Source organism: Mycobacterium sp., assembly GCF_019247615.1.
In the GTDB taxonomy this organism is placed as follows: Bacteria; Actinomycetota; Actinomycetes; order Mycobacteriales; family Mycobacteriaceae; genus Mycobacterium.
This window is the reverse complement of record NZ_JAFBAT010000185.1, coordinates 1-25,189: the sequence shown is the minus strand read 5'-3', so window position 1 is coordinate 25,189 and position 25,189 is coordinate 1. Positions and strand designations below refer to the sequence as shown.

The 25,189-nt window shown below is 67.2% G+C and carries 25 protein-coding genes and 1 pseudogene; 6 read left to right on the top strand and 20 right to left on the bottom strand.

Annotated features, from left to right (window positions below):
• Positions 1-230 precede the first annotated feature (230 nt).
• A complete protein-coding gene (locus JO059_RS12590) occupies positions 231-1,760 on the top strand; it encodes a bifunctional phosphatase PAP2/diacylglycerol kinase family protein (RefSeq protein ID WP_293319117.1) in 1,530 nt (509 codons plus the stop codon).
• Positions 1,761-1,831: 71 nt separating this feature from the next.
• Here the strand turns inward: JO059_RS12590 and JO059_RS12585 are convergent, their stop codons facing one another.
• The 6 genes from JO059_RS12585 to JO059_RS12560 all read right to left on the bottom strand — a co-directional run bounded on the left by JO059_RS12585 (position 1,832) and on the right by JO059_RS12560 (position 7,409).
• Positions 1,832-2,731, bottom strand: a complete 900-nt coding sequence (locus tag JO059_RS12585; protein WP_293319115.1) for an alpha/beta hydrolase — start codon at positions 2,729-2,731, stop codon at positions 1,832-1,834.
• 273 nt (positions 2,732-3,004) lie between these two features.
• Positions 3,005-3,844, bottom strand: a complete 840-nt coding sequence (locus JO059_RS12580; protein WP_293319134.1) for a metal ABC transporter permease — start codon at positions 3,842-3,844, stop codon at positions 3,005-3,007.
• A gap of 62 nt (positions 3,845-3,906) precedes the next feature.
• On the bottom strand, positions 3,907-4,695 hold the full coding sequence (locus JO059_RS12575) for an ABC transporter ATP-binding protein (RefSeq protein WP_293319113.1): 789 nt from the start codon (positions 4,693-4,695) through the stop codon (positions 3,907-3,909).
• The gene (locus JO059_RS12570) at positions 4,682-5,473 is read right to left on the bottom strand and encodes a zinc ABC transporter substrate-binding protein (protein WP_366516199.1); all 792 of its coding nucleotides are present in this window, start codon (positions 5,471-5,473) and stop codon (positions 4,682-4,684) included. Before JO059_RS12570 ends, JO059_RS12575 begins: the two co-directional genes overlap by 14 nt.
• A 230-nt stretch (positions 5,474-5,703) precedes the next feature.
• Entirely contained in the window at positions 5,704-6,444 is a 741-nt protein-coding gene (locus tag JO059_RS12565) for a TIGR03943 family protein (RefSeq protein WP_293319109.1), read from the bottom strand.
• On the bottom strand, positions 6,441-7,409 hold the full coding sequence (locus JO059_RS12560; protein ID WP_293319132.1) for a permease: 969 nt from the start codon (positions 7,407-7,409) through the stop codon (positions 6,441-6,443). The genes JO059_RS12565 and JO059_RS12560 overlap by 4 nt, the downstream gene beginning before the upstream one ends.
• Positions 7,410-7,794: 385 nt before the next feature.
• On the opposite strand from JO059_RS12560, the gene JO059_RS12555 reads away from it, so the two are divergent.
• Complete coding sequence (locus JO059_RS12555; RefSeq protein WP_293319107.1) at positions 7,795-9,342, top strand: LCP family protein; 1,548 nt, start codon at positions 7,795-7,797, stop codon at positions 9,340-9,342.
• A 66-nt stretch (positions 9,343-9,408) separates the two neighbouring features.
• Here JO059_RS12555 and JO059_RS12550 read toward each other — a convergent pair whose 3' ends face one another.
• The 4 genes from JO059_RS12550 to JO059_RS12535 all read right to left on the bottom strand — a co-directional run bounded on the left by JO059_RS12550 (position 9,409) and on the right by JO059_RS12535 (position 12,424).
• A complete protein-coding gene (locus JO059_RS12550; protein ID WP_293319105.1) occupies positions 9,409-10,200 on the bottom strand; it encodes an SDR family oxidoreductase in 792 nt (263 codons plus the stop codon).
• Positions 10,201-10,203: 3 nt separating this feature from the next.
• Positions 10,204-11,034 (bottom strand): SDR family oxidoreductase, encoded by an 831-nt coding sequence (locus tag JO059_RS12545; RefSeq protein WP_293319103.1) that lies wholly within the window; start codon positions 11,032-11,034, stop codon positions 10,204-10,206.
• Between the two features lie 94 nt (positions 11,035-11,128).
• The gene (locus JO059_RS12540) at positions 11,129-12,097 is read right to left on the bottom strand and encodes an enoyl-CoA hydratase (RefSeq protein WP_293319101.1); all 969 of its coding nucleotides are present in this window, start codon (positions 12,095-12,097) and stop codon (positions 11,129-11,131) included.
• Positions 12,098-12,193: 96 nt separating this feature from the next.
• The gene (locus JO059_RS12535; protein WP_293319136.1) at positions 12,194-12,424 is read right to left on the bottom strand and encodes a hypothetical protein; all 231 of its coding nucleotides are present in this window, start codon (positions 12,422-12,424) and stop codon (positions 12,194-12,196) included.
• Positions 12,425-12,511: 87 nt separating this feature from the next.
• Here JO059_RS12535 and JO059_RS22945 point away from each other — a divergent pair, with 87 nt between their 5' ends.
• Positions 12,512-12,928 carry a hypothetical protein gene (locus JO059_RS22945; RefSeq protein WP_366516201.1) on the top strand — a complete coding sequence of 139 codons (417 nt, stop codon included), beginning with the start codon at positions 12,512-12,514 and terminating at the stop codon, positions 12,926-12,928.
• Positions 12,929-12,937: 9 nt separating this feature from the next.
• Here the strand turns inward: JO059_RS22945 and JO059_RS22940 are convergent.
• Positions 12,938-13,042 (bottom strand): annotated as a pseudogene (locus JO059_RS22940) (DivIVA domain-containing protein); the annotation flags it as partial.
• Between the two features lie 384 nt (positions 13,043-13,426).
• Between JO059_RS22940 and JO059_RS12525 the strand changes: the two are divergent.
• The 3 genes from JO059_RS12525 (at position 13,427) to JO059_RS12515 (ending at position 15,748) form a co-directional block, all read left to right on the top strand.
• Complete coding sequence (locus JO059_RS12525; RefSeq protein WP_293319099.1) at positions 13,427-13,591, top strand: hypothetical protein; 165 nt, start codon at positions 13,427-13,429, stop codon at positions 13,589-13,591.
• Complete coding sequence (locus tag JO059_RS12520; protein ID WP_293319097.1) at positions 13,592-15,088, top strand: trehalose-6-phosphate synthase; 1,497 nt, start codon at positions 13,592-13,594, stop codon at positions 15,086-15,088.
• 81 nt (positions 15,089-15,169) lie between these two features.
• Complete coding sequence (locus JO059_RS12515) at positions 15,170-15,748, top strand: hypothetical protein (protein WP_293319095.1); 579 nt, start codon at positions 15,170-15,172, stop codon at positions 15,746-15,748.
• Between the two features lie 37 nt (positions 15,749-15,785).
• On the opposite strand, the gene JO059_RS12510 is transcribed toward JO059_RS12515, so the two are convergent.
• The 9 genes from JO059_RS12510 to JO059_RS12470 form a co-directional block, all read right to left on the bottom strand.
• Positions 15,786-16,277, bottom strand: a complete 492-nt coding sequence (locus JO059_RS12510; protein WP_293319093.1) for a mammalian cell entry protein — start codon at positions 16,275-16,277, stop codon at positions 15,786-15,788.
• Entirely contained in the window at positions 16,277-16,987 is a 711-nt protein-coding gene (locus JO059_RS12505) for a mammalian cell entry protein (protein ID WP_293319091.1), read from the bottom strand. The genes JO059_RS12510 and JO059_RS12505 overlap by 1 nt, the downstream gene beginning before the upstream one ends.
• Complete coding sequence (locus tag JO059_RS12500; protein WP_293319089.1) at positions 16,987-18,720, bottom strand: virulence factor Mce family protein; 1,734 nt, start codon at positions 18,718-18,720, stop codon at positions 16,987-16,989. The genes JO059_RS12505 and JO059_RS12500 overlap by 1 nt, the downstream gene beginning before the upstream one ends.
• Positions 18,721-18,730: 10 nt before the next feature.
• Positions 18,731-19,897, bottom strand: a complete 1,167-nt coding sequence (locus tag JO059_RS12495; RefSeq protein WP_293319087.1) for a virulence factor Mce family protein — start codon at positions 19,895-19,897, stop codon at positions 18,731-18,733.
• Entirely contained in the window at positions 19,894-21,360 is a 1,467-nt protein-coding gene (locus JO059_RS12490) for a virulence factor Mce family protein (RefSeq protein WP_293319085.1), read from the bottom strand. Before JO059_RS12490 ends, JO059_RS12495 begins: the two co-directional genes overlap by 4 nt.
• Positions 21,357-22,421, bottom strand: coding sequence for a virulence factor Mce family protein (locus JO059_RS12485; protein WP_293319083.1), 1,065 nt, complete (start codon positions 22,419-22,421; stop codon positions 21,357-21,359). Before JO059_RS12485 ends, JO059_RS12490 begins: the two co-directional genes overlap by 4 nt.
• Positions 22,411-23,463 carry a virulence factor Mce family protein gene (locus JO059_RS12480; RefSeq protein ID WP_293319081.1) on the bottom strand — a complete coding sequence of 351 codons (1,053 nt, stop codon included), beginning with the start codon at positions 23,461-23,463 and terminating at the stop codon, positions 22,411-22,413. Before JO059_RS12480 ends, JO059_RS12485 begins: the two co-directional genes overlap by 11 nt.
• Positions 23,463-24,662 carry an MCE family protein gene (locus tag JO059_RS12475; protein ID WP_293319079.1) on the bottom strand — a complete coding sequence of 400 codons (1,200 nt, stop codon included), beginning with the start codon at positions 24,660-24,662 and terminating at the stop codon, positions 23,463-23,465. Before JO059_RS12475 ends, JO059_RS12480 begins: the two co-directional genes overlap by 1 nt.
• A gap of 19 nt (positions 24,663-24,681) precedes the next feature.
• A partial coding sequence (locus JO059_RS12470) for an ABC transporter permease (RefSeq protein ID WP_293319077.1) occupies positions 24,682-25,189 on the bottom strand: 508 nt, incomplete at its 5' end.

Below are 25,189 nucleotides of genomic sequence, written 5' to 3'. Positions count from 1 at the left end.
CCTAGACAAGCGGTCCGCTCCGACTCGAAAGTCCCGTCCTGCGGTAGCCAACCCGCGTATATCAGACTGACACGCGTCGATACGACACGCTCGACTCCACACAAACTGGCTTATCTGGTCAAAGAAGCGGCGGCCACGACGACGGTTGCGGCCGCCGCTTCCCCCTGCCCCTTGACAAAATGTTCCCCATATCAGCGGCCGCGCGCGGCGCTCCGCCTAGGATCAACCGCATGTGGCGGGCGGACAGGTCGCGCGGGTGGCGCGAGATAACCCGGGGCCTGGGCACTCTCGACACCGAGGTGTTCGATGCGGTCGCCAACACCCGAAGCCCACTGCTGGACACCGCAATGCCGGCGCTGACACGAGCCGCCGATCATTCCAAGCTGTGGCTTGCCATCGCGGCGGTCATGGCGGGGCTAGGGGCAGCGTCGGGCAATCGGCAGGCTCGGCACGCCGCCGGCCGCGGCGTCGCGAGCCTGGCGGTGACCAGCCTGGTCACCAACCAGTTGGCCAAGCGCATCCGGCGGCGGCCGCGGCCCCCGCACCGGCTCATTCCGCTCGTGCGGCGCCTGCGGAGGTATCCGACGTCGAACTCGATGCCCTCGGGACACGCTGCCAGCGCGGCCGCCTTCACGGTGGGCGTCGGGCTGCAGAGCCCAATGCTGGGGCTGGCGTTGGCGCCACTCGCCGGGCTGGTCGGCTTGTCCCGGGTCGCGACCGGCGCCCACTACCCCGGCGACGTCGTGGCCGGTTTCGGTATCGGGGCGTCGATCGCCGTCTTCGGCGCCCGGCTGGTCCCCCCGATCGTCGAGCACAGCCTGCCGTGCGCCGACCCGCTGCACGTCAACACACCGCCGCGCCCCGACGGCGCCGGCGTGGTTGTCGTGGTCAACCCCGCGTCGGGCAGCGGGACGGGCCGCCGCATCATCGGTGAAATACGAAGGGAGCTGCCGAAAGCCGAAGTCGTCGAAGTGGGGCCCGACGACAGCATCGAGAAGTTGGTTCGCGACGCCGCCGAGCGCGCCGAGGTGCTGGGAATCGGTGGCGGCGACGGAACCGTGGCGTGCGCCGCCGGTGTGGCGGCGGAGCTCGGCCGGCCGCTCGCGGTTTTTCCGGCCGGTACCTTCAACCACTTTGCCAAGGACATCGGTTGTGATCACGAGGCCAAGACAATCCGGGCTATCCGCGAGGGGACCGTGTCGTGCGTCGACCTGGTGGCCTTCTCCGATACCAAGGAGACCAAGGACGCCAAGGACACCAAGACGGTCATCAATACCGCCAGCATCGGCGCCTACCCGACATTCGTGCGGGTGCGCGAACGGCTCGAACACAAGATCAGCAAGCCCCTGGCCGCGGCGTACGCGATGTTCCACACCTTGCGTCGCGATGACCCGGTGCGAATCCGCTTCGACGGCAAGACCATTCAGACCTCGCTGTTCTTCCTGGGCAACTCGACGTACGCTCCGTCCGGTTTCGCGCCCGCGCAGCGCACCCGCCTGGACTCCGGACTGCTCGACGTGCGGATCCTCGAGACCGGCCACCGGTTCAGCAGGCTCCGCATCATGACGGCCCTCATGCTCGGGCGGATTTCGCGTAGCCGCCTGTACCACGAGCATCACGTGCCCGAGTTCCGCTTCACTGCAGTCGACGGGCCGACCGTCGTCGCGCGGGACGGCGAGGTCGACGGATACCACGAGGCGGCCAGCTTCAGCGTCCGTTACCGGGCGCTGCAGGTCCTGTCCCCCCGGTCGCGGCGCTGACGAACCGGCGCTGACGTGCCGGCACCAAAGCCGTTGAGCCCCAGCTGTACTCGATTACGCGCGCGGCGTGGTCACCCTGGGCCGACTCCGGGACCCTCGACGTGGCGGGCCAGGAAGTTCACGACGGCGTCGGCGAACATGTCGTTGCGATCACCGGCGACCATGTGTCCCGCGCCGTGTACGTCGGCGAACTCCACCTGCGGGAAGCGCGCGAGGAATTCATCGGCGCGCTCCTGGCTGACCAGGTCGCTCATCCGGCCCCGGACCAGCAGCATGGGCACGCCGTCACGCAAAATCGCTTCGACGGCTGCGTGCATGCGGTCCGCATCGGTCACCTCGAACGGCGGAAACGGAGCGGTGCCGCTGATGAATTGCGGGTCCCAGTGCCAGTACCAGCGATCGCCGCGACGGCGCAGGTTGGCGGTCAGACCGTCAAGATCGGTCGGCCGGGGCCGATGCGGGTTGTATTCGGCGATGGCGTCGGCGACCTCTTCGAGCGATGCGAACCCCGCTTCCACTCGGTCGGCCATGAAGGCATGTATCCGGTTCGCCCCGGACTGCTCCATGTTCGGCACGATGTCGACGAGAATCACGGCGCTGGCGATGCCCGGGCAAAGCTCCCCGGCCAGCAGCATGGAAGTGAAGCCGCCCAGGGACGCGCCCACGAGCACCGGCTTTTCCGGCAGGGTTCGCAGTACCTCTTCGACGTCGCCGGCGAAGCTGACGACCCGGTAGTCGCCGTCGCTGGACCAATCCGATTCCCCGTGGCCGCGCAGGTCGATCGTGACGGCCTGCCACCCACGTTCGGCGACGGCGGCGGCGGCCCGACCCCACGAGCGGCGCGTCTGCCCGCCACCGTGCAGAAACACCACGGCGCGCGCTTGCGGGTCGCCGAGGCGGTCGGCCACGATGCGGACGCCGCCGGACCCCTGAGCGGCGAACGTCTCGGGCGCTGCAGGCTCGGGAGTCATCAGCAGATCCTAAGGCGCTCCCACGTCGGGCCCGCGAGCTGTTGACGTCCTTACGCGGGGCGAGGTTCCGGAGGGTCCGCCGGGACCAGCCGCTCCGGCGGCTCTTGCGGCGTCAGCCGCTCGGGCGTCTCGGCCGGTGTCAGCCGCTCCGGCGTCTCGGGCGGCGTACCCGGCTGCGACGCTCGTGACGGGGCAGGCGCTGGTGAAACGACAGGCGCATGTGAAACCAGAAAGGTGTCAACCATGAGGCTCCCTCGATCGGCTCCGGGTTGCCTACCCGCCGCCTCCCGGGGTCAAAACACTCGCCCGAGCAACGCGCCCGCGCATAGCATGCCCGGCAGCAGCGCCGCGGCGATTGATCAGCCACACGGCCGACCAGACGGCGCACGCGATCGTGACGATCGGGAAACTCGGCGGCAGGTTGAACATGGCCGATGCGCACAACCCCAGCCAGACCGCGCCCAGGCCGACGGCCGTCGACACGGCCATGGCCGCGGCCGGGCGGGGCGTCAGCATGATCGCTGTTGCCGCCGGGGTGACCACCAGTGCGAACAGCAGCAACGTGCCGACGGCCTGGACGGCCATGGTTACGGTGAGGCCCAGCAGCGCCATGAAGATCATGGAAAGGGCGCGCACGGGCACCCCTTTGGCCTCGGCGACCAGCGCGTTGACGGAGGTGAACAGCAGGGGTCGGTAGATGACGCCGACGCTGAGGCCGAGCACCGCCAGCAGAATCGCAAAGCTGACCAGCTGACCATTCGAGATGGCAAGCAGGTTGCCGAACAACACGTTCGTCATCGTGCCGGAGCTCTTGGTCGCCAACGAGTTGAAGAACAAACCGAGCCCGCTCGCCATCGCCAGCACCGTGCCGGTGACCACTTCACGCTCGGCGGCGCGCTTGCCCAGCACGCCGATCACCAGGGCACCGCCGACGCAAAACACTCCCAGCCCGACGGCCACGGGTACGCCGAGCAAGACGGCGCCCGTCGCGCCGGGGAACCCGATGTGCGCCAAGGCATGCGCCGCGAACGCCGTCTGGCGCACCACGACGAAGTAGCCGATCAGACCCGCGGCCAGCGCGACGATGGTGCCGCCGATCAGGGCGTTGCCCATGAACGCCGACGTCAGGATCGCCCACCAGTTGGGTTGATAGGCGAGGGCGACCAGATGAGCGGTCACAGCGTGCTCCTCATGTACATCTCCCCGTGCGGGGTGTGCGCGACCTGGATCGGAGTGCCGTACAGGTGGGTCAACAGCTCGTCATCGACCACGTCGCCGATCGGCGCGTAGTGCGGGTGCCCGTCCAGGAGGTAGATCGCGCTGTCGAGGATGGGCAGCAAGGGGTTGAGGTCGTGGGCGACCACCAGGATGGTGACCGCCAGCTCGGCGTGCAACCGGGCCAGCAGCGCAACGATGTCACGCTGGCTGTGCAGATCCAGTGACGTCAACGGTTCGTCGAGGATCAGCAACCGCGGTTGCGCCACCAGCGCCGCGGCCAGCGCGATGCGCTGCCGTTGCCCACCGGACAGTGTGGACAGCCGGCGGCCGGCGAGCTCGGTGGCCTCGACAGCGGCCAGGGCGTCGTGCACCTGCCTTCGCTGGGCCGTGGTGCTGCGCCCGAATGCCCACCGAGATCCGGTGAGTCCCAGCAGCACGACATCGACCGCGCGGATTGCCTCGCCCGAGCCCTCGGCGTAGTGCTGCGGCACGTAGCCGATGCTGTTGTTGCTCTGGCCGGGAGGGCTGCCCAACACCTCGAGCCGGCCGCCGGCGGGCGGTATCAGGCCCAGGACCATGTGCAGCAGGGTCGTCTTTCCGGATCCGTTCGGTCCGATGACCGCGACGATCCCGCCCTCGGGAACGGTGAAGGTGCCCTGTGACCAGATGGCCCGTCCCCCGCGAACCGCGCTGACATCGGTGAAGGTCAGGGCGGCGTTCGGGCCGCCGAGTTCAGATGGCGACACCAAGTGCCTTTGCCAACGCGACGAGCTGCGAGTATTGCCAGTCCTCGAACGAGGTCTGCCCGGGCGGCACGGTCTCGGTGACGTCGACGACGGGCACTCGCGCCTGCTGGGCAGCCGAGCGGATCTGCTCGGGGACCGAACCCTGGGTCTGGGTGTTGTAGATCAGTACGTCGATCTGATGCCCGGCGAGCGCGCCGGTGAACGCGGCGATGTCCGCCGGCGAGGGGTCGGATTGGTTGGCCGACGCTTGCTGAAATCCCGGCGGAGTCTTGTTGACCAGGCCGAGCGCCTGCGCCTGGTAGTCGAAGACCGTTTCGGTGGCCGCATAGGACTTGCCGCCCGCCGCCGCCCGGATCTTGCCGATGAGGCCGGTATAGGGGGCCGTCGCGGTGGCGAACTGCGATTGTCGTTGGCTGAAGTAGTCACGGGCCTGCGGGGCGAGCTTGCTCAACTCGGCGGTCACCGCGTCGGCGACCGCCGTCACCGCCGACGGCAGATACCAGAGGTGGGGGTTGGCGCCATCCGGTGTCTTGGTGACCGCGGCGGCGCTCACCACCTCAGCGCCGCCCGCGGAGCTCGCGGCCAGCTTGGACGCCCAGGCGTCATAGCCGGCGCCGTTGACCACCACGAGTTTGGCGCCGGTGAAGCTGGCGGCGTCGGCCGGTGACGGCTCGTAGTCGTGGGGGTCGACGGACGAGCCGGCAAGTACCGTCTTGACGTTCGCGCAACCGCCGCCGAGCTCGGAGACGATGTCGCCCCACTGATCGACGCTGACCACCACGGCAACCGGCGCCGTCGGGCAGGACGCCGCGGCGGCGCCACCGCCGGTGCCGGGCCTGGTGGCGGAGCCGGCCGGGCCCGTGGTGTGGCTCGAGCAAGCCGCCGCGGCCAATATCAGCGCAACGGCGGCGACCGCCGCGCGACGCGGGTGGAAGAAGGACACGCTCACGCGCATAACGATAACCGTTTTCATCAGGACGCGGCGAGGCAATCTGGCCGGCCGAGCCTTCAGTGCGGGTAGTCGTAGGGGTTGGGCGGGGCGTCGATGCGTGTGACCGCCGTGGCCTGCAGCGTGGGGATTCGAGCCGAGCCGGGTGGGGGCGGCGTCACCTCACCCACCACTCGCAGCCAGGTGTTGTCCGGTAACCCGGCAGCCTGGGCGGCGGCCGGCCCCCCCAGGTGGATGCGCGCCAGCTGGGCGTCGGCCGCGCAGCAGATGATGACGACCCGACCGAGGTCCACGCCGCCGTGCGCCTCGTGCAGGACGAAGCCGGTCACGGTGATCTGCCGGTTCGTCAACGAGCCCGTCGTGTCGTGAAACTCGCGCATGAGCACCTCGGGCAGCGACAGTTCGGGAGCCTCGCCGGGGGGCAGCGGCGGGAATGCCTCCTTGAAGACCACGTCGGTGGTGGACACCGACGTCGCGGACGGCGCGGCGGCCGAGGGCCGCAGAGCCGGCGGGGTCACGAAGATCAGGACCAGGACGGGAACGGTCAGCAGCCACACGATGCCGCCCCGATGCGAGTGGCCCGCCGGGTGCTCACAGGTTTCGTCACCGGTCCGCGGGCCACCGCGGCGGATGTCGCCGACGATTGCCCATAGCGCCAGGACGATCAGCAGCGCCGCCGACGCGACCAGCCAGGGCAGCAGCCCGGGTTTGACGTATCGGGTGAACGCGCCCGACACGGCGATCATGGCGACGCTGAGCCCGACCAGCAGCAAAATCGCGTTCTCGGTTTCGCGGCTCACCCACCCACCCCCGAGGACCCGCTGCCGAGGACGAGGAGCCCGATCGCGCACGCGCTCGCCGTAGCAACCAGCAACGTGCCGGGGGCGAAGCGCGCCGCGAACTTGCGGCCGAAGAGGCCCGCCTGCATGGCGAAGAGTTTCACGTCGACGGCCGGGCCCACCACCAGGAAAACCAGGCGGGGCAGCAGCGGCACCATCGTCATGCTGGCGGCCACGAACGCGTCGGCCTCCGAACACAACGCCAGCACAACGGCCAGGGCGGCCATCAGCGCCACCCCGAGGATCAGGTGCGCTGCCAGGCGCGCGAACACCCACTGCGGCACCACCACATGAAGCATGGCGGCCGCGGCGGCGCCCACCACCAGATAGGACGCGGCCTGCAGGAAGTCGTGCCGGGCCGCCTCGGCGAAGATCGCCCAGCGTGACTGATTGCGAACGCCGGGGGCAGGTAGGCGGCGGGTGATCCATTCCGGGCGCCCCCACCGCGCCCACGCCCAGCCCATGATCACGGCCGTCAGCAGCGATGCCGCCAGCCGGGCAAGCACCATCCTGGGTGCGCCGGGAAAGGCCACCGCAGTCGCCACCAGAACCACCGGGTTGATCGCGGGCGCGGCCAGCATGAATGTCAATGCCGCCGCTCCCGTGGCGCCACCGTCGCCGAACAGTCTGCGTGCCACCGGCACCGAGCCGCATTCACAGCCGGGCAACGCCGCCCCACCGAGGCCGGCGGCCAGGACCGCGACCGCCGGACGTCGCGGCAGCCAGCGCGCCAACCGCTCCGGTGGCACGAATACCGCGATCAGCCCGCTGACCACCACCCCGAGCGCCAGGAAGGGAACGGCCTGGACGAACACGCCACAGAACACGGTGCCCGCCGTCGACAACGCCGCACTGTCGAACACGGCCTTCCGCAGCATGGTCGCCGAGAAGGCACAGGCGAGCAGGATGCCGACCAGAACTTCCATCGACCCGACTCGCAGCCTGGGCCGCCGGGTCCTCAGCGTGGCCACCGACCCAGTATGTCAGCGCGTCGGCGATACTCCGGAAGCCGCGGCGCGTTGTCATATTGGCGTCATATCCGCCAGGTGACGACTTGGGTGCGATCCCGTCGCGGCCGTATCCGTTCCGGGACCTCCCGGATATTCTCCCAGAGAACAACGTGCTGGTGACGAGATGATTTTGGGCCGTCGTGCCCGGCCGGTTGGAGTGGGTGAGCCGGGTTACATCCACTCGCGCAATTGGAGGCTTGGCAGCAAGCTACCGCATACTTGACAGCATGCTGCAAGCGACACCACCGCAAACTGCGACTGTTGTGACCGGTGGTGCGCTGGTTAAAGGATGGGGTTTTTGATGGCACGCTCTGGCGGTGGGCATCATCGCCATCGCGCCACCCGGCAACCGTCGCGTCTGCGCAAGGGGCTGGCGCGCGGCTTGATGACGCTGGTGTCGGTGGCGGCGCTGGTGCTGACCGCAACGGGCTACTACGTTGCCCACGGCGCGCTGGGCGGGATCACCGTGTCGCAGGCGCTGCTGCCGGAGGACCCGCGATCCAGCGGCGACAACATGAACATCCTGCTGATCGGCCTGGACTCGCGCAAAGACCAGGACGGCAACGACCTGCCCTGGTCGATACTGAAACATTTGCACGCCGGCGACTCCGACGACGGCGGCTACAACACCAACACCCTGATCCTGGTGCACGTCGGCGCCGACCAGAGAGTCGTCGCCTTCTCGATTCCCCGCGACGACTGGGTGCCCTTCAACGGCGTGCCCGGATACAACCACATCAAGATCAAGGAGGCGTACGGGCTCACCAAGCAATACGTAGCCCAGAAGCTCGCCAATCAGGGCGCCAGCAGCCAGCGGGAACTCGAGACCAAGGGCCGGGAAGCCGGCAGGGCGGCAACCTTGCGCGCGGTCCGCAGCCTGACCGGCGTTCCGATCGACTATTTCGCCGAGATCAATCTGGCGGGCTTCTACGACTTGGCCCAGACGCTGGGCGGCGTCGAGGTGTGCCTGAATCATCCCGTCTACGACTCCTATTCCGGTGCCGACTTCCCGGCCGGGCGGCAGCGCCTGGACGCCTCCCAGGCGCTGGCATTCGTCCGGCAGCGCCACGAACTGGAAAACGGCGACCTGGACCGCACGCACCGCCAGCAGGCGTTCATCTCGTCGGTCATGCAGGAACTGCAGGCTTCGGGGACCTTCACCAACATCGACAAGTTAAAGAGCCTGATGGCGGTCGCGCGCAAGGACGTCGTGCTGTCGTCCGGCTGGGATGAGGACCTGATTCAACGACTCGGTGCGCTGGCCGGCAATGGAAGCCGGGTCGAGTTCCGGACGCTGCCCGTGGTGCGCTACGACAACATCGACGGGCAGGACGTCAACATCATCGACCCCGCCGCCATCAAGGCCGAAATCGCAGCGGCCATCGGTGCCCCAGCGACGGCGACCCCCGCCACCACGGCCGCCAAGCCCAGCCCGTCCACCGTCGTGGACGTGATCAACGCCGGCAGCATCGGCGGGATGGCGACGCAGGTGTCGAACGCCCTGAAGAAGCAGGGCTACACGCCCGGGACGGTTCGCGACCGTAGCTCCGGTGAGCCGTCCGCCACCCAGGTTCAGTACGGCGCCGGGGCACAGACCGACGCGCAAAACGTGGTCAACGCGCTGGGCATCGACGGGCCGGCGCAACCGGATGCCAACCTCGAGCCCAGCCATATCCGCGTGATCGTGGACACCAATTTCTCGCTGCCCGCGCAGGAGGAGTCCACCACGTCGACGACAACGACCTCGAGCAAGTCGAACACCTATTACTACAACGGCACCACCACGACCTATCCGACGCCCAACGAGGGGAAGCCCATCGACGGCGGCGGGGTGCCCTGCGTCAATTAGCGGCGATCGCAAGCGCGGCGAAGCCGGGCGCGGCGGGTCGCCGCCATTGAATTAGCGGTAGCCCTGCTACGCGTGGGTTCCGCCGTCGACGCGGATTTCGGTTCCGGTGATGAATGCGCCGTCATCCGAGATGAGCATCGCGATCACGCCGGCGACGACGCTCGGATCGGCCATCCCGGTGCCGCTGGATTCGACCGTGGTGGGCAGGATCGGCAGCAACCGCGAAAACAGCGACCAGTCGGCGTCTTTCGGGATGTAGCCACCGGTGGCGTCGGTGATCCCGGACTTGATGCTGCCCGGCGCCACACAGACCGCGCGCAGGCCTTGCTTGGCGTATTCGAGCGCCAGGGAATGGGTGAAGGCCTGAATTCCGCCCTTGCTCGCCGCGTAGGCCGCCATGTAGGGATGGGCGAACGCCGCCGACGTCGAGCTGAAGTTCACGATCGCGCTGCGCGAATTCGCGAGCAGCGCCGGAAGGGCTTGGCGCACAACCAAAAAGGTGCCGGTCAGGTTGACGCCGACGATGCGGTTCCACAGTTGCAGGCTGGTCTCGTGAGTGTGCGCGGCTCGCAGTATGCCGGCCGCGTTGATCAGGGAATCGAGGCCGCCGAGCGTTTCGACGGCCCGGCGAACCCCGTCGATCACCGAACGCTCCTCACCGACGTCCATCGGGACGGTGGTGAGGCGGTCCGCGGTTGCGGCCTCGTCCGCGCGGACACGGGTGTTGTCCAATCCGTCGACGGCGACGTCCGAGGCGACGACGGTGGCCCCCTCGTCGAGCAACCGCAGCGCGGTCGCCTGGCCGATCCCGGACGCGGCGCCGGTCACCAGGATCCGCTGCCCCTCGAGTCGCTTCATCGCTCAGACCACTCCCCGCAGCGCGTCGGCGCCGAACGCCGGCTCGAGCAGTGCGGAGAAGTCCGGACCGCGGCGCAGGATGTGGCCGCCGTCGACGTTGATGCATTGCCCGGTGATCCAGCTGGCCGCATCGCTGAGCAGGAACATCGCCAGGTTCGCGACGTCCTCGACCTCACCGGCCCGCGGCAGCGGCGTGCACAGGCGGTAGTCCGCGCTCAGCTCCGGTGATTCCGTCACGGCGGCAACGAGATCCGTGCGAATGAGGCCGGGACGGATGCTGTTGACCCGCACCCACGACGGGCCGAGCTCGTCGGCGGCCAGCATCATCATGTGGTCGACGGCCGACTTGGTGACCCCGTAGGCGCCGAACCAGCGGTGGGTGTTGCTGGCCGCAATTGACGAGATTCCCACGAACGAACCGCCGCCGCCGCGCACCAATTCGCGCGCGGCATGCTTGAGCACATACATGGTGCCGTTGACGTTGAGATCCACCGTGCGACGCCAGGCCTCGGAGTCGACCTGCGTGATCGGCCCGATGGTCTCCGACCCGCCCGCGCAGTGCACCACGCCGTGGAGGCGTCCGTGCCACGCCGTGGCGGCGTCCACCGCGCGGGCGGTCTCCTCCTCGTTGGTGATATCGGTGGGCTCGTACCGAATTGAGCCACCGCCCTGGAGCGCTTCGATGCCGGTGACTGCCGACGCCAGTCGGTCGGGGTTGCGACCGACGATCATGACGGCGGCCCCTGCCGCGACCAGCCCGGCCGCCACCCCCTTGCCGATTCCGCTGCCGCCACCGGTGACGAGGTACGTCCGGTTGTCGAAAGAAAGCTGCACGAGAGTTCCTCACCGTCTGACGCCGAACGTCGAGTTGTTAAGCCAAAATAGCCGAAATTTGCGCAACCACTCCATGTTCGGCGGGAAGTGAGTGCTACGGCGTATCGCGGCGGGCCAGCTTCGTCGGCTTGGGGTTGCGCCAGTCCTCGACGTCGGGCGGCAGGCCCACCGGATACCGGTTCTCGTTATGAGCCGCCCAATGCGCGTGCCCGAGTTCGTGAATGTGGAACGCGTGCCGCAGCGCCTCGGTGAACCCCATGGCGTCGGAGGCGGCATTGACGGAGTCCTTGATCAGCATCGCCGCCATGGTGGGCCGTTCGGCGATGCGGCGCGCGAACTCAAGGGTCTTGTCCGCGAGCTCATCAGCGGGAAAAACCTTGGACACCATGCCAAGACGATAGGCCTCGTCCGCGTCCAGCGCGTCACCGGTGAGCAACAGCTCTTTGGCCTTACGGGGACCGAATTCCCAAGGGTGAGCGTAGTATTCGACACCCGGCATGCCCATCCGAACGGCGACCACATCGCTGAACTTCGCATTGTCGGCCGCGACGATCAGGTCGCACGCCCAAATCAGCATCAGGCCAGCCGAGATCGCGTTGCCCTGCACCTGGGCAATGGTGATCTTGCGCAGATCGCGCCAGCGACAAGTGTTTTGGAAGAAGTAATGCCACTCCTGCAGGTATGTCTTTTCCGCGACCGGGTCGCGCGTGGCGCCATTGATGCGAAAGCTCGGGAGCTGACGCGGTCCGGGCTGGCGTTCCGCCAGTGCCAATTCCGAGCCCAGATCGTGGCCGGCGGAGAAGTTCTTGCCGCGCGCTGCCAGGATCACGACACGGACGGTGTCGTCGGCCTCGGCGCGCAGAAACGCTTCGTCCAGCGCAACCAGCAGCCCGCGATTCTGCGCGTTGTGGGCCTCGGGCCGGTTGAGCCAGATCCGGGCGATTCGGCCCTCGTCCAGCGTTTCGTAGGCCACCAGCGCGCCGGTGTCGGCTTCGGACGCCCCCGGACCCCCACTACCGGCCCCAGCACCGGCCCCACTACCGGCTCGGTCGGAGAGTGTCATTCCGCCCACCTCGTTTGTCGAAAGAACCGCGTCGGTTTACACGTTACGGTCAGTGTGTAAGTGAGTTCGGGGCGGGTGGAACGGCCGTCGGCCGGGTTACGTCCGATCCAATGCGGCCGCGAGCAAGGCAGCGGCCGATTTGAGCAGGCCGATGGAATCAAGGAGTTGCGCATTCTGTTCCTTCAGGCGCGCGAGTTCGGTCGACTGCTCGGTGGACGCGTGCTGACCGTCATGGTCGATCGGGCCGCTGCGCGTCCGCTCGTGGACCGTCTCGGTGATCGTGTTGCCGCGGGTGTCGGTGATCGCCCGGATCGCCATCCGTTCCACGCCGTGGCGCCCCCCGGCCGAGCCGAGCGCACGGAGCTCCTCCGTCGGGGCCGCCCCGTGGACCGCGGAAGCTTCCGCGGGTTCCGGATGGCCCTGATATCTAAGCCGGTCTTGCCACTCGGCAAGCTCGGCCTCCCGGTGGTCCAGCGCGGCCGCACGATGGTCGAGTTCGGTTTCCCGGTGGACAAGCTGCGCTTCCTGCTGCTCGAGCCGGGCTTCCCGCTGGTCGACCTGCGCTTCGCGGAAGCGGAGTTGGGCCAGCTGCTGGCGAAGGGGGGCTCCCCGCGCGGCCAGCCTCGCCTCCCGCTCGGCAAGCTCGGCTTTCTGCTGCCGCAGCTCAGCCTCGTGCTTGCGCACATGCCGGCGCAGCACGGCTTCCCGCTCGGCGAGCTTGGACTCGCGGTCGGCGAGCTCGGCTTCCCGCTTCTGCAGCGCGCCGGTCCGGGTACGAAGTTCCGCATTGGCACTGCGAAGGTGAGCGTCTTCCGTGATGTGTCGGGTTAGCTCTTGCTCAACCAGCTCAATGAAAAGGTCGACTTCTTGCTCGTTATAACCGCGCTTACCGATCCGCGGCCTCGAGAATGCGACATTGTGGACATCAGCCGGAGTGAGAACCATCGTTCCTCTCCCAGGGTGTCAGACGTCAAGGAAAACGGCCGAACGGAGGGTCGCGAACTAAGGATAATGCGAATTGTGCGCCGCCGCTCCGCTATTGGGGAACCCCCCCACTCGCGATGTTTTGCCACCTCGCGGCCATCTATTGGCGCGGCCGCGCATCGGTGAAATCTCGCACGCGCCTCTTTTGACGTGGAAATACTCGGCGGTCGAATTTCGCGCCGCTGGCCAAATCCAATGGCGCCATTTGGGAAATTGGTGAACAAATCGACATGGTTGCGTAAACGCCCGGGGGCACGCGAGTTTCGGTCGCGTGCCCGGACAGGCTCTCGTCCCCCGAAGCCAGATCCCTGCGGCCGCACGGCGCCGTCGCCTAGAGTTAGAACCATGCCTACCAAATCTGATCCTGCCGAAATCGGCGACGTGGAGCCGCTGGCCGACACCACCGCAAGCCAGGCGAGGCGGGTCGTCGCCGCTTACGCCAACGACGCCGACGAGTGCCGCGTCTTCTTGTCCATGCTCGGTATTGGGCCCGCGAAACTCGACACCTAGATGGCTCCCAGGGGAGGCCAGAACTCGGGGACCGCACACTTCGGGAACTCCGACTTCGTGGTGGTCGCCAACCGGCTGCCCGTGGATCTGGAGCGGCTTCCCGACGGCACCACAGCCTGGAAGCGCAGCCCCGGGGGGCTGGTCACGGCCCTGGAACCGCTGTTGCGGCGCCGGCGCGGATCATGGGTCGGCTGGCCGGGGGTTGCCGATGACGACGACGACCACGATGATCTGGACCTGGATTACGAGCCTGTCGTCCAGGAAGATCTGCAACTGCATCCGGTGCGGCTGAGCGCGGACGACATCGCCCAGTACTACGAGGGATTCTCCAACGCAACGCTGTGGCCGCTGTATCACGACGTGATCGTCAAACCGATCTACCACCGCGAATGGTGGGAGCGCTACGTCGACGTCAACCGCCGCTTCGCCGAGGCCGCCTCCCGCGCGGCCGCCCGCAACGGCACGGTCTGGGTGCAGGACTACCAGCTGCAGCTGGTGCCGAAGATGCTGCGCACCCTGCGGCCCGACCTGACCATCGGTTTCTTCCTGCACATCCCCTTCCCGCCGGTGGAACTGTTCATGCAGCTGCCGTGGCGCACCGAGATCGTCGAGGGCCTCCTGGGCGCCGATCTGGTGGGGTTCCACCTTCCCGGCGGGGCGCAGAACTTCTTGTTCCTTTCTCGCCAATTGATCGGAGTCAACACGTCCCGCGGGTCGGTCGGTGTGCGCTCGCGCCTGGGTGAGGTGGAACTCGACGCACGCACCGTCCGGGTGGGCGCCTTTCCCATCTCCATCGACTCCACCGCGCTCGATCACGCGGCCCGCGACCGCGACATCAGGCGTCGCGCCCGGGAGATCCGGGCGGAGCTGGGCAATCCCCGCAAGATCCTGCTCGGCGTCGACCGGCTCGACTACACCAAGGGCATCGACGTTCGGCTGAAAGCGTTTTCCGAGCTGCTGGCCGAGGGTCGCGCCAAACGCGACGACACCGTGCTGATTCAGCTGGCGACGCCGAGCCGCGAGCGCGTGGAGAGCTACCAGATCCTGCGCAACGACATCGAGCGCGAGGTCGGCCACATCAACGGCGAATACGCCGAAGTGGGTCACCCGGTGGTGCACTATCTGCATCGTCCGGTTCCGCGCGACGAACTCATCGCGTTTTTCGTCACCAGCGACGTCATGCTGGTCACCCCGCTGCGCGACGGGATGAACCTGGTGGCCAAGGAGTACGTCGCCTGCCGCAGCGACCTCGGCGGCGCCCTCGTCCTGAGCGAATTCACCGGCGCCGCAGCCGAACTCCGGCAGGCCTACCTGGTCAACCCGCACGACCTCGAAGGGGTCAAGGACGCGATCGAGGCGGCCCTGAACCAGCCGGTCGAGGAGGGCAGGCGCCGCATGCGGTCGCTGCGCCGCCAGGTGCTCGCCCACGACGTGGACCGCTGGGCAAGGACGTTCCTGGACGCGCTCGGCGAGTCGCATCCGCACGACGCGGCGTAGTGGCCGCAGGCTTTTGGTGTGCGGCCATGGTGCTCGCGGGCAAACGCTGTGATACTCAGTGCAGCGGGAAGGGAGGGTGTCATGAAACTCCGTCGATGGCTGGCCGCTGGAGCCGGCATCTTCTCGGCAGTCGCCGTCGGGGTGGCGCTGGAATCGGGTGACCCGGCGCACGCCGTCGGGCCTCCTGCGGACGGCACCTACGCCTTGAACGAGGCGGGGGCGTCGGGGGTTACCTGGACGATCACGGCAGTGTGCGATCAGCCATCCGGAACCCGCAACATGAACGACTATTCGGACCCGATCGTCTTCGCGTTCAACTGCGCGCTGAACGTCGTCAGCGCGACACCCGAACAGATCAGCCCAGCGGACAAGTTGCAGAACTTCAGCGCCAGGGCGCGGTACACCAGCATGTTGTGGACCTTCAAGGTGGACAAGGCGAACGGCGTGACATGCCCGGGCGGCGGTACCGCTTCGACTTCGGAAACCTACGCGTTCAGCGACGAAACTATGACCGGCACCCACACCATCATGCACGGTCCGGTCTGCGGGCTGCCGTCCGACATGAAAAAGCAACCGTTCTCGTTGGCGCTCACCGGTCCCCCGCCCAGCCCCATCGAGCGTTATCCAATGCGCTGCAACAACATTGCGATCTGCTTCTGAGGACGAGCCCGAAGGGGGTGTGCTCGCGCCAACGGGACTAGATCGGCGCGATGTAGGCGATCAGCCACTGCTTGCCGATTTTCTTGAAATCCACCCGCAATCGGCTGCCGTCGTAGAGCGGCTGGCGTGACTTGTCGGTCACGGTCCGGTTCATGTACACCATGACCGACGCGGCATCCCGCTTGGCCGAAATCACCCCTACGCCAACGACATTGGCCTGCACAACGACCTCGCGCTTCTTAGCCTCCGGGATGATCTGCGCGTTGGCGCTCTTCTGGAACTCCTGGCGATAGTCGGGCGTCAGCAAGGGGTACGCGGCCGAGAGGCTGCGTTCAACCGTCTGGTAGTCGTAGGCGAAAACCTCGGGTATCTCCTTGGACGCCAGTCCCGGCAACACCGCCCGCGCTGCCGCCTCGCCGCGCGTCTGCACCCGCTCCCAGTAGACCCAGCCGGCCCAGCCGGATAAACCGACAATGCCCGCGACCGCCAGGCAACCAGCGATGGCGGTGAGCACCCGCCACCACCGCATCAGTTGCCCCCGTCGGGATATTTCAGGTCGTAGCCGGTCATCCGACCCTGCTCGTCCTCGTGCACGATGACGCGCAGGCGGTAGGGCATGGACGGCTTGTTGGTTCCGTCGATGTCCGCGACGGTCACGCGCACTGATACCAACACCGACGCATTGTCGCTGACCGCGTCGAAGCCCTCAAAGGCAGCGCCGTTGACGACGGCTTCCGACGTCGCGTTGGTGGAGCGGAACAGGGCCTTGAGGTTCTCGATGTTGTTGTTGGCGCCGAGCATGCCCCGCAGCGGGCCGCTGGTGCCGTTGTAGAACCGGTTAACGCTCTCGTCGATGTTGTCCTGCTTGTAACTGAACATGTTGACCACCGTCTGCGTGGCGGTGTCCACGAAGCGCCGATCGCGCGCCTGCTGGGCCTCGGCGTGCCGTTGTTGGACGAGCATGACGGCCAGGCCGGCCGCCAAGGCTCCAATCGCGAGCAGTGCGGCGGCAAAAGAGATCCACCCGACAAGGGCCCTGTGCGGCTGCCGCCGTGGCGGCGGCTTGACGGCCTTGAGCGCCCCGGCGGGCTTGGGCGATTGCTTCGCGGCGGCGGCCGGAGTGTCGACCTGAACCGCGGCGGACTCGGTCGATTCGCTTTTCGCGGGACCGGCCGCGCGGGAGGCCCGGCGACGAACTCGTTGTGTGGTTGTTTGCGCGTCCGCCAGTCGGGGCTCCATCAGAGAGGCCTGGGATCAAGCATCAGGTCCACCCAGTTCTCCGCGCTCGACGCGCCACTGATGCCGGGTGCGAACGTACCGGTGCCGCCCGCCGGGTCCACGAACGTTCCGGTGTTCTGGTCATAGGTGGCATAAGCCGGACCAGCCGGTCCGCTGGCCTGCGGCGGGTTGCTGGGCGGGGGCCCCCACGGCTTCTCCGGGCCTGGGCCCGCCGGCGGAGGATTGATCCCCTCGGGCGGTGCCGGCGGCGGGAGCCACTTCGGATACGGAAGTATCGGCGGCACCGGCGGAACCCCCGGCGGCATCCACGACGGGTTGCCCGGCGGCGGCGGCCTGTCGTTGGGCGGTGGCGGATCGAACGCCGGCTGATGGTTAGGCAACGGCCCTGGGCCCGGCACCACTCCAGGAGGGGGTGGCCCGACGATCGGCGTGCCCGGATCGGGTTCGGCACCCGGGGGAATGTACGGAAACTTGTTGGGCGGCAACACATTCAACCCGTTTGTCACCGGCGTCTCATACGGCACGGGCGGCCCGCGCCAGGGGTTGCGGCCGACCGGCACGTAACCCTTCGGGTCGCGACACAGCTGGATCGTCGGCGCGCGTTTGCCGGGGAACTCCTGGCACGGATAGTTGCGGGCGCCGCGTACGGTGCTGGGATCGTTTTGGGCCGTCTTGCAATACATGTCCTTCGGCAGCTCGCGCACCGTCTCGTCGGCCGGGGTGCGCATCAGCGGCGGCGGCAGGAAGCCGACGGCGCACGGCGGCGGGTCGTTCAGGTCGAGCTTGAAGTCCAGCTTGCCGCCCTCGTCAAGTGGTTCGCCGCCGGCCATCGTAATGATCGCGGCGAACAGCGCGGGCATCACCACCAGCAGCTGCTCGATCGTCTTGTGGTAGATGACGCCGACCCGGCCCAGGTTGGCCAGGCTGGCGGCCAGCGCCGGAAAGGAGGGCCGGATGCCCGAGAAGGCGGTGCTGGCCTCGTCGATCGCGTCGGGCGCGGTGGCCAGCGTCTGGCGTAGCTGCGGGTCGGCCTGGCGTACCTCGGAGGTGAACCGCGCCAGCCCGTCGGACAGCGACTTGATGTCGGCGCCGGCGCGGATCTGAGCTTCCAGGAACGGCCCGGCCTGGTCGATCAACTTGGACACCTGCGGATAGTCGGCGTTGGCCTCGTCCACCAGCAGGCGGGCGGACTCGATCAGCCGGGCGAGCTCGGGACCGGACCCGTTGGCGGCGACAAACGTCTCGTGCAGCAGCTGGCGCAGTCGGGTGTCGCCGAGGCTGTTGACCAGCGCCTCCGCGCGCTTCAGCAGCTCGGCGATGTCCTGGCCGATGCGGGTGTTCCGCCGGTCGATCCGCGAGCCGTTGTGCAGCTTGGTCGAGGCGGGATTATTCGGCGGCACCAGATCGATGTACTGCTCCCCGACGGCCGAGACGCTCTTGACGGTGGCGGTGACATTGGACGGTATGGGAGTGCCGCTGTTGAGCCGCATTTCGGCGGTGACCCCATCGGGGTTGAGGCCCACCGACTCGACCCGGCCGACCGCGACACCGCGATAGGTGACGTTGGCGTTCTTGTACAGGCCACCGCCGGCCACGAAATCGGCGCTGACACCGTACGTCCCGAGGCCGAATGTGGCGGGCAGCCGCAGGTAGAACACGCCCATCACGGTCAGCGAGACGACGGTGATGACCGCGAAGATGCCGAGCTGCACCTTGGTGAGTCTGTCGATCATTGTGCCGTCCCTACTGCCCTGTAGAACCCGAAGCCGTGCCGGGCGGAATCGTGAATGGGTCGGCCGCCTGCCCCGACAAATTGGCCAGTTCGCCGGTCAGGAAATCGGGCGGGTTGAGCACCTCGCTCATGTGCATCATGTTCGGGTCAAGCGCATACGAGGTGGTGAAGAAGGTCTCACCGATGCGGCGCAGCGTCAGGTCGAAGGTGGTGAACACGTTGAGGTAGTCGCCCCGCACCGCCTGCTTGATGCCGAAGTTGGGGAACGGGAAGGTCAGCAGGATCTGCAGCGAGGTGACGAAATTCTTCCGGTTGTCGTTGAGCGCCTTGACAACCGAGTACAGGCCCTTGAGGTCCTCGGCGAAGTCCACCTTGGTCTTCGCCAGGATGTGGGAAGTGACCGTGGCCAGCCTCCCCAAGGCCGCGAACGCATCGATGATGTGTCCCCGGTTCTTGTTGAGTACGCGCAGCGCTTCGGGCAGCGTGTTCAGCGCGCGACCGAGATTGTCCTTGTCGCGCGCCAGGGTCGCGGAGAACCTGTTCAATCCGTCGACCGCGTCGATGATGTCGTTGACCTGGCGGTTGAGCCCGGCCGTGAGCTCCGCCAGCCGCGGCACCAGGTCGACCAGCTGGTCCTGCCTACCGGCGAAGGCCTGGTAGGTCTCGTCGGTGATCTCTTCCAGCGCACCGAGATTGCCCTTGTTCACCACGACACCAAGGGCCGACAGCACCTCTTCGGTGGTCGGATAGCGACCGGTGCGGGACGCCGGGATTTTCGACCCATCGGTCAGCCTGCCGGTTGCCGGCTTGTCCTTGGGACGCACCAGGTCGATGTGCATCGAGCCCAGCAGCGACGTCTGGGCGACCGTCGCCGTGGAGTTCGCCGGCAGCACCACGTTCTTGTCGAGCGCCAACTTCACTGCGGCGTAGAAGGATCCGTCGGCACGCTGCTCGGCCGAGATGCCGGCCACACTGCCGACGGTGACATCGTCGACCATCACCGGCGAGTTCTGCGGCAGCGTCGCCACGTCGGGCATCTCGACGGTGATCGAGTAGGCGCCGCTGCCATGGCCGGCGGTGCCGGGCATCGCCAGCGAATTCAGCCCGTTGAATTGGCAACCGGCCAGCAGCGCGCCGCCCGCTGCCAAGGCGCTGCCGCGCAACCAGATTCGGCTCATCCGCCACCACCCAGGTCGGCCGCCGGCGCCGGCGGCGCCTGGCCGGGCGGGGGGCCGGGCAGCGGGCCGAACGCATTGCCCGGGCCGGGATGGGGCCCCGGACCAGGCGAACTGCCGGGGCTCGCGCCGGCCGGCGGCGGCCCAGGAGCCGGACCGGTCTGCGGGGCCGTCGGGACCAGCAGGGCCTGCAGATCCGCCGGGTTCTGAGCGGTCGGGGCCGGGTGCGCACCCTGGGCCGGTATCCAGGTCAGCTGCGGAATGGGAGTGGCCGCCTTGGCTTGGGTCTCCGGGGTGTCGTAGATGACCTGACCCTTGTACGCGGTAATCGTGTTGAGCGGGTGGAACATGACCGGCGGGTAATTCACGGCCAGGCGGCGCAGCACGGGGCCCAGCCGCTCGCGGCAGATCTCGGCGCGTTTGAAGTAGTCGGGCGCTCTCGGTCCCATCGCGGTTTCGAAGGAGCCACCGCAGATGAACTGCACCGGGTTGGCGAACTCGGGTATGGATATCAGGCCGTTCAGCGTGCCCTGCGCCGGGTCGTAGATGTTGTAGAAGTTGGCGATGCCGGGGCCGGCGACGTGCAGCACCTGCTCGATGTTGTCGCTCTGATCGCTCAACGTCTGGGTGAGGTCGCTGAGCTTGTTGACGGTGTCGATGAGGGTGGAATTGTTCTCGTGGAGGAACCCCCGAATGTCCGAGAGCGCCTGGTTGAGCGTGCCCAGGGTGTTGTCCAGATGGCGCGAGCTGTCGGCGAGGACCTGCGACACCGACGCGACGTTCCCGGCGAACTGCACGATCTGCTCATTGCTCTGCGAGAGCGCATTGACCAGCACCTGCAGGTTCTTCACCGTGCCGAACAGGTCGCTGCGCGAATCTCCAAGGCGCCCAGCGGCTTGCGAGAGCTCGCGCAGCGCGTTGTGGAACGACTGCCCGTTGCCGTCGAGGGTGTCGGCGACCTGGTTGATGGCGGCGCCCAACGGTCCCTGCATTGATCCCTGACCAGACACCGTCGGGCCGAGCTGCACGGCGAGTTGGGTCAGCGCCTCCTTCACCTCGTCCCATTCCACCGGGACCGCGGTGCGTGCCAAGTCGATGCTGCCGCCCTCGGGCAACACCGCCCCACCGGTGTAGACCGGCGTGAGTTGGATAAACCGGGCCGACACCAGGTTTGGCGAGATGATGACGGCGCGCGCGTCCTTGGGGAGCTTCAGGTCCTTGGGGACCGACATGACGATCTTGACGTCGGAGGGCCGCGGTTGGATCGTCTCAACCTGGCCGATCGGCACGCCGAGCACACGCACCTGATCGCCGGGATACAGCCCGACGGCAGACGTGAAGTAACCAATGACGATGCGCTTGTTGGCTTGGCTGGTGGCGACGTACACGCCCCCGATCAGCACCACGATCAACGCGATGAGGAGAGTGTAGCGCAGCGCCCTGCGGCCGGCGGTCCGCTTGATCATGGCGACTTCGGCCTGATTACCCAGCGCTCCTGGATCAGCCCGCGCAGGTAGTCCGACAGGCTAGCCGGCAGCTTGCCGGGCTGGTAGATGAAGTCGAACACCATCGCGATCATCGGCGCGGGCAACACGCTGTACACGTTCACGTTGAAGCCCGGACCGGAACCCACCACCTCACCCAGCGCGGTGGCGTAGGGGGGCAGCCGCTTGAGGGCCTCGGTGATATAGTCGCGGCGCTCGTTGAGGGTGTCCAGCACGGCGTTGAGCTTGCCCAGTGCGGGGCCGAACTCCTTGCGGTTGTCGGCGACAAAGCCGGAAATCTGTTGGGCGAGCGGGCCGATGCCCGCGACCAGCTGACCGATCGCGGCGCGCCGCTCGTCGAGCGCGGCGAACAACTCGTTGCCGTCGTCGACCAGCTTGTTGACCTGGTCGGCACGCTGCGACAAGACCCCAGTAACCGACTTGGCGTGCGCCAGCAGGCTTTGCAGGGCCTCGTCGCGGCGATTTAGCGTGCGCGACAGCGAGGTCACCCCGTCCAGCGCCCCACGCAGCTCCGGAGTGGCGTCGCGCAGGGTGTCGGTCAGCACGTTTAACGCCTGCTCGAATTGCGGCTTGTTGAGGTTGTTGGCGTTGTTGCCAAGATCCTCGAGCGCGCCGGCCAGGGTGTAGGGCGTGGTGGTCCGGCTCAGCGGGATGGTCGTGGCCCGCCCGCTGCCTGCCGGGGTCACCGCGATGGACCGCTCACCCAGGATGGTGTCGGTGCGGATCGAGGCAAGCGACTGGTCGCCGATGGTGACGTGCCGGTCGACGCTGAAGGTGACCTTGGCGCTGTCGCCGGCCAGCCCGACCGACTGCACCTTGCCGACCTTGAAACCCGACACGTAGACGGCATTTCCGGGCGTGATGCCGCCGGCGTCGCTGAAGTACGCGTCGTACGTCTTGCCCTGGGGCCAAAATGGCAAGTTTGCGTAGCCGAATGCGATGAGCACGACGCAGACCACCAGTACCACGCCGAAGATGCCGGTGCGCAGCGGGTCTCGTTCGCGCTTTGCGTCACTTGGCAAAAGCGCACCTCCCCTTGCTGGGATCCACCTGGCCGCCCATGGGTATCAGGATGTCGCTGCCGGCGGGTCCGTTGAGCTTGATCGTCACGGAGCAGAAATAGATGTTGAAGAACGCACCGTAGGAGCCCAGCGCGGTCAGCCGCAGATAGTCCTCGCCCAGCTGCTCCACGTCGTTGGCCACCTCGGCCTTGCGGTTGTCCAGTTCGGTGGCGAGCGGCCGGGTGTTCTCCAGAATGCCCTGCAGGGGACGACGCGAATTCTGCAGCAGCTCAGTCAAATCCGACGTCGTCGACGCCAGCGGCGGGATGGCGCCGGCGATCGAGTCCCTGTTCTGGGCCAGCCCGCTGATCAATTGCTGCAGCTGGTCGACGCTGGCATTGAACTGGGCGCTCTTCTGGTCGACCGTTCCCAGCACCGTGTTGAGGTTGGTGATGGTCTCGCCGATGAGCTGATCTCGCTTGCCCAGCGCCGACGAGAAGGCGCTGGTGTCGGCCAGCACGTTCGACAGCGCCCCACCCTGCCCCTGCAGCAGCTGGATGACCGCGCTGCTGATCGTGTTGACCTTGTCGGCATCCAGGCCCTTCGTGACCGGCCGCAATCCACCCAGCAGCGCATCGAGATCCAGCGCGGGCTGGGTGTGTTCGGAGTTGATGGTGCCGCCCGCCGGCAGCTTACGCAGCTCGCCGGGACCCGAGGTGATTTCCAAAAACCGGTCGCCTACCAGGTTTTCGTACCGGATGACCGCGCGCGTCGACGAGTACAGCTGGTAACGGCGATCCACCCCGAACTTCACGTCGACCGTGTTGTCCGGGTTGAGCTTGATGCTCGCCACCTTGCCCACCGGCACACCCGCGATGCGCACCTTCTGGCCGGCCTTCAGCCGCGAGGCGTTGGTAAACGTTGCGTGGTAGGTGTTTTCGGCGCCGAACCGGAAGTCGCCGAAGATCACCACCAGGCTGGCGGCCACGATCAGCATGGCCACCGTGAAGATGCTGACCTTGATCACCATCGACCGATGCGACGGCATTCCCGAGGCGGCCATCAGAAGTCGTCCCGTTCGGCGAAGGCGCCGTGGAACAGGAATTGCAGCGTCGAGGGCGCGTCGAACTGCAGTTCCGTGAACGGCTCATACGGGATGTTGGCGTTGTCGGTGACCAGGAACGGCGCGCGGTAGAACGACCCACCGTGTTGCTTGTTCGGAATGTCGGGCAGGCCGCGGCAGTTCGGGCCGCCGGAGGCGTTGACGATCGGCAGCGACTCCGGGTAGGTGTACGACGGCGCGCCCAGCACGAAGCTCGACGACGTGAACAGGCCCGCCTTGCGGACGCCAATAATTGGCCCGAACTCCTTGATGCCGCGGTCGATGCCGGCGAACAGGCAGCCGAATTCCGGCGAGTAGTCGTGGGCCACCTTGATCGGGGCCCGCAGCCTGTTGATGGCGTCGATGAAGTTCTGCTCGGCCGGCTCCAGCGTCTCGTAGGCATTGTTGGCCAGCCCGATCGTCGCCAGCAGCGTGTTGTTGAGGTTGTGCTGCTGGTCAACGACCGTCCTGTTGATGGTCGGCAGGTTGTCGATGACGGTGGTCAGGTCCGGGGCCGCGTCGGCGTAGGTGTGGGCGACCACACCGGTCTCACGGAAGTCCTCTTGCAGGGCGGGAAGCTTCGGGTTCGCCTGCCGCGCAAGCGTGTTCAGGCCCGACAACAGGGAGCCGAAGTCGTCGCCGTGACCGCGAAGGCCTTCGGACAGCGCGCTCAGCGTCCCGTTCAATTCGACCGGGTCGATCTTGTGCAGCAGGTCGATGAGCGACTGGAACAACGTGTTGACCTCCAGCGCCACCGCGGAGGCCTCGACGTGGGCGTCCGGACGCAGGGAAACCGGCGAGGGCGTCTGGGGTGGAATGAATTCCACCGACTTGGCTCCGAAGATCGTGTTGCCGGCGATGTGCACCGTGGCGTTGGAGGGGACGAAATGCATCTCATCGCTGTTGATGGCCAGCGTCAGCCGTGCTTGGTCGCCGCTGTAGCTGATATCGGTGACCTTGCCGATCTGGATGCCCCGGTACTTCACCTTGGCGCCCTTGTCCATCACCAGTCCGGCCCTTGGCGCCGAAACGGTCACGGCATCGGTCGAGGCGAAGGCCGCGGTGTACGACAGGTACGTCCCGACGGAGAACGCCACGATCAAGCCGGCCAACAGCGCTGCTGCCAGCCGGACTGTGCCGCGTCCCGATTCGCCTGCCATCTCTTGTTAAGCGGTCCCCTTATCCAGAGAGGTTGAAATTACCGGACGCCCCGTAGACAGCAAGCGAGATGAACAAAGTGATGACGACAACGACGATCAGCGAAGTGCGCACGGCCTGTCCGACCGCGATGCCCACCCCTACCGGGCCGCCGTGCGCGTTGTAGCCGTAATAGGTGTGCACCAGCATGACGGCGATGGACATGATGATCGCCTGCAGGAATGACCACAGCAGGTCCGACGGAATCAGGAACGTATTGAAGTAGTGATCGTAGAGGCCCTTGGACTGCCCGTTGATGTACACCGTGGTGAAGCGCGCGGCGAAGAAGGCGGCGAGCACCGACAGCGAGTACAGCGGGACGATCGCGATGAGGCCGGCGATCAGCCGCGTCGACACCAGGTAGGACACGGAGTGCACCGCCATGCTTTCGACGGCGTCGATTTCCTCCGACACCCGCATCGCTCCGAGTTGGGCGGTGGCGCCGGCGCCGATGGTGGCCGCCAATGCGATGCCCGCGATCACGGGGGCC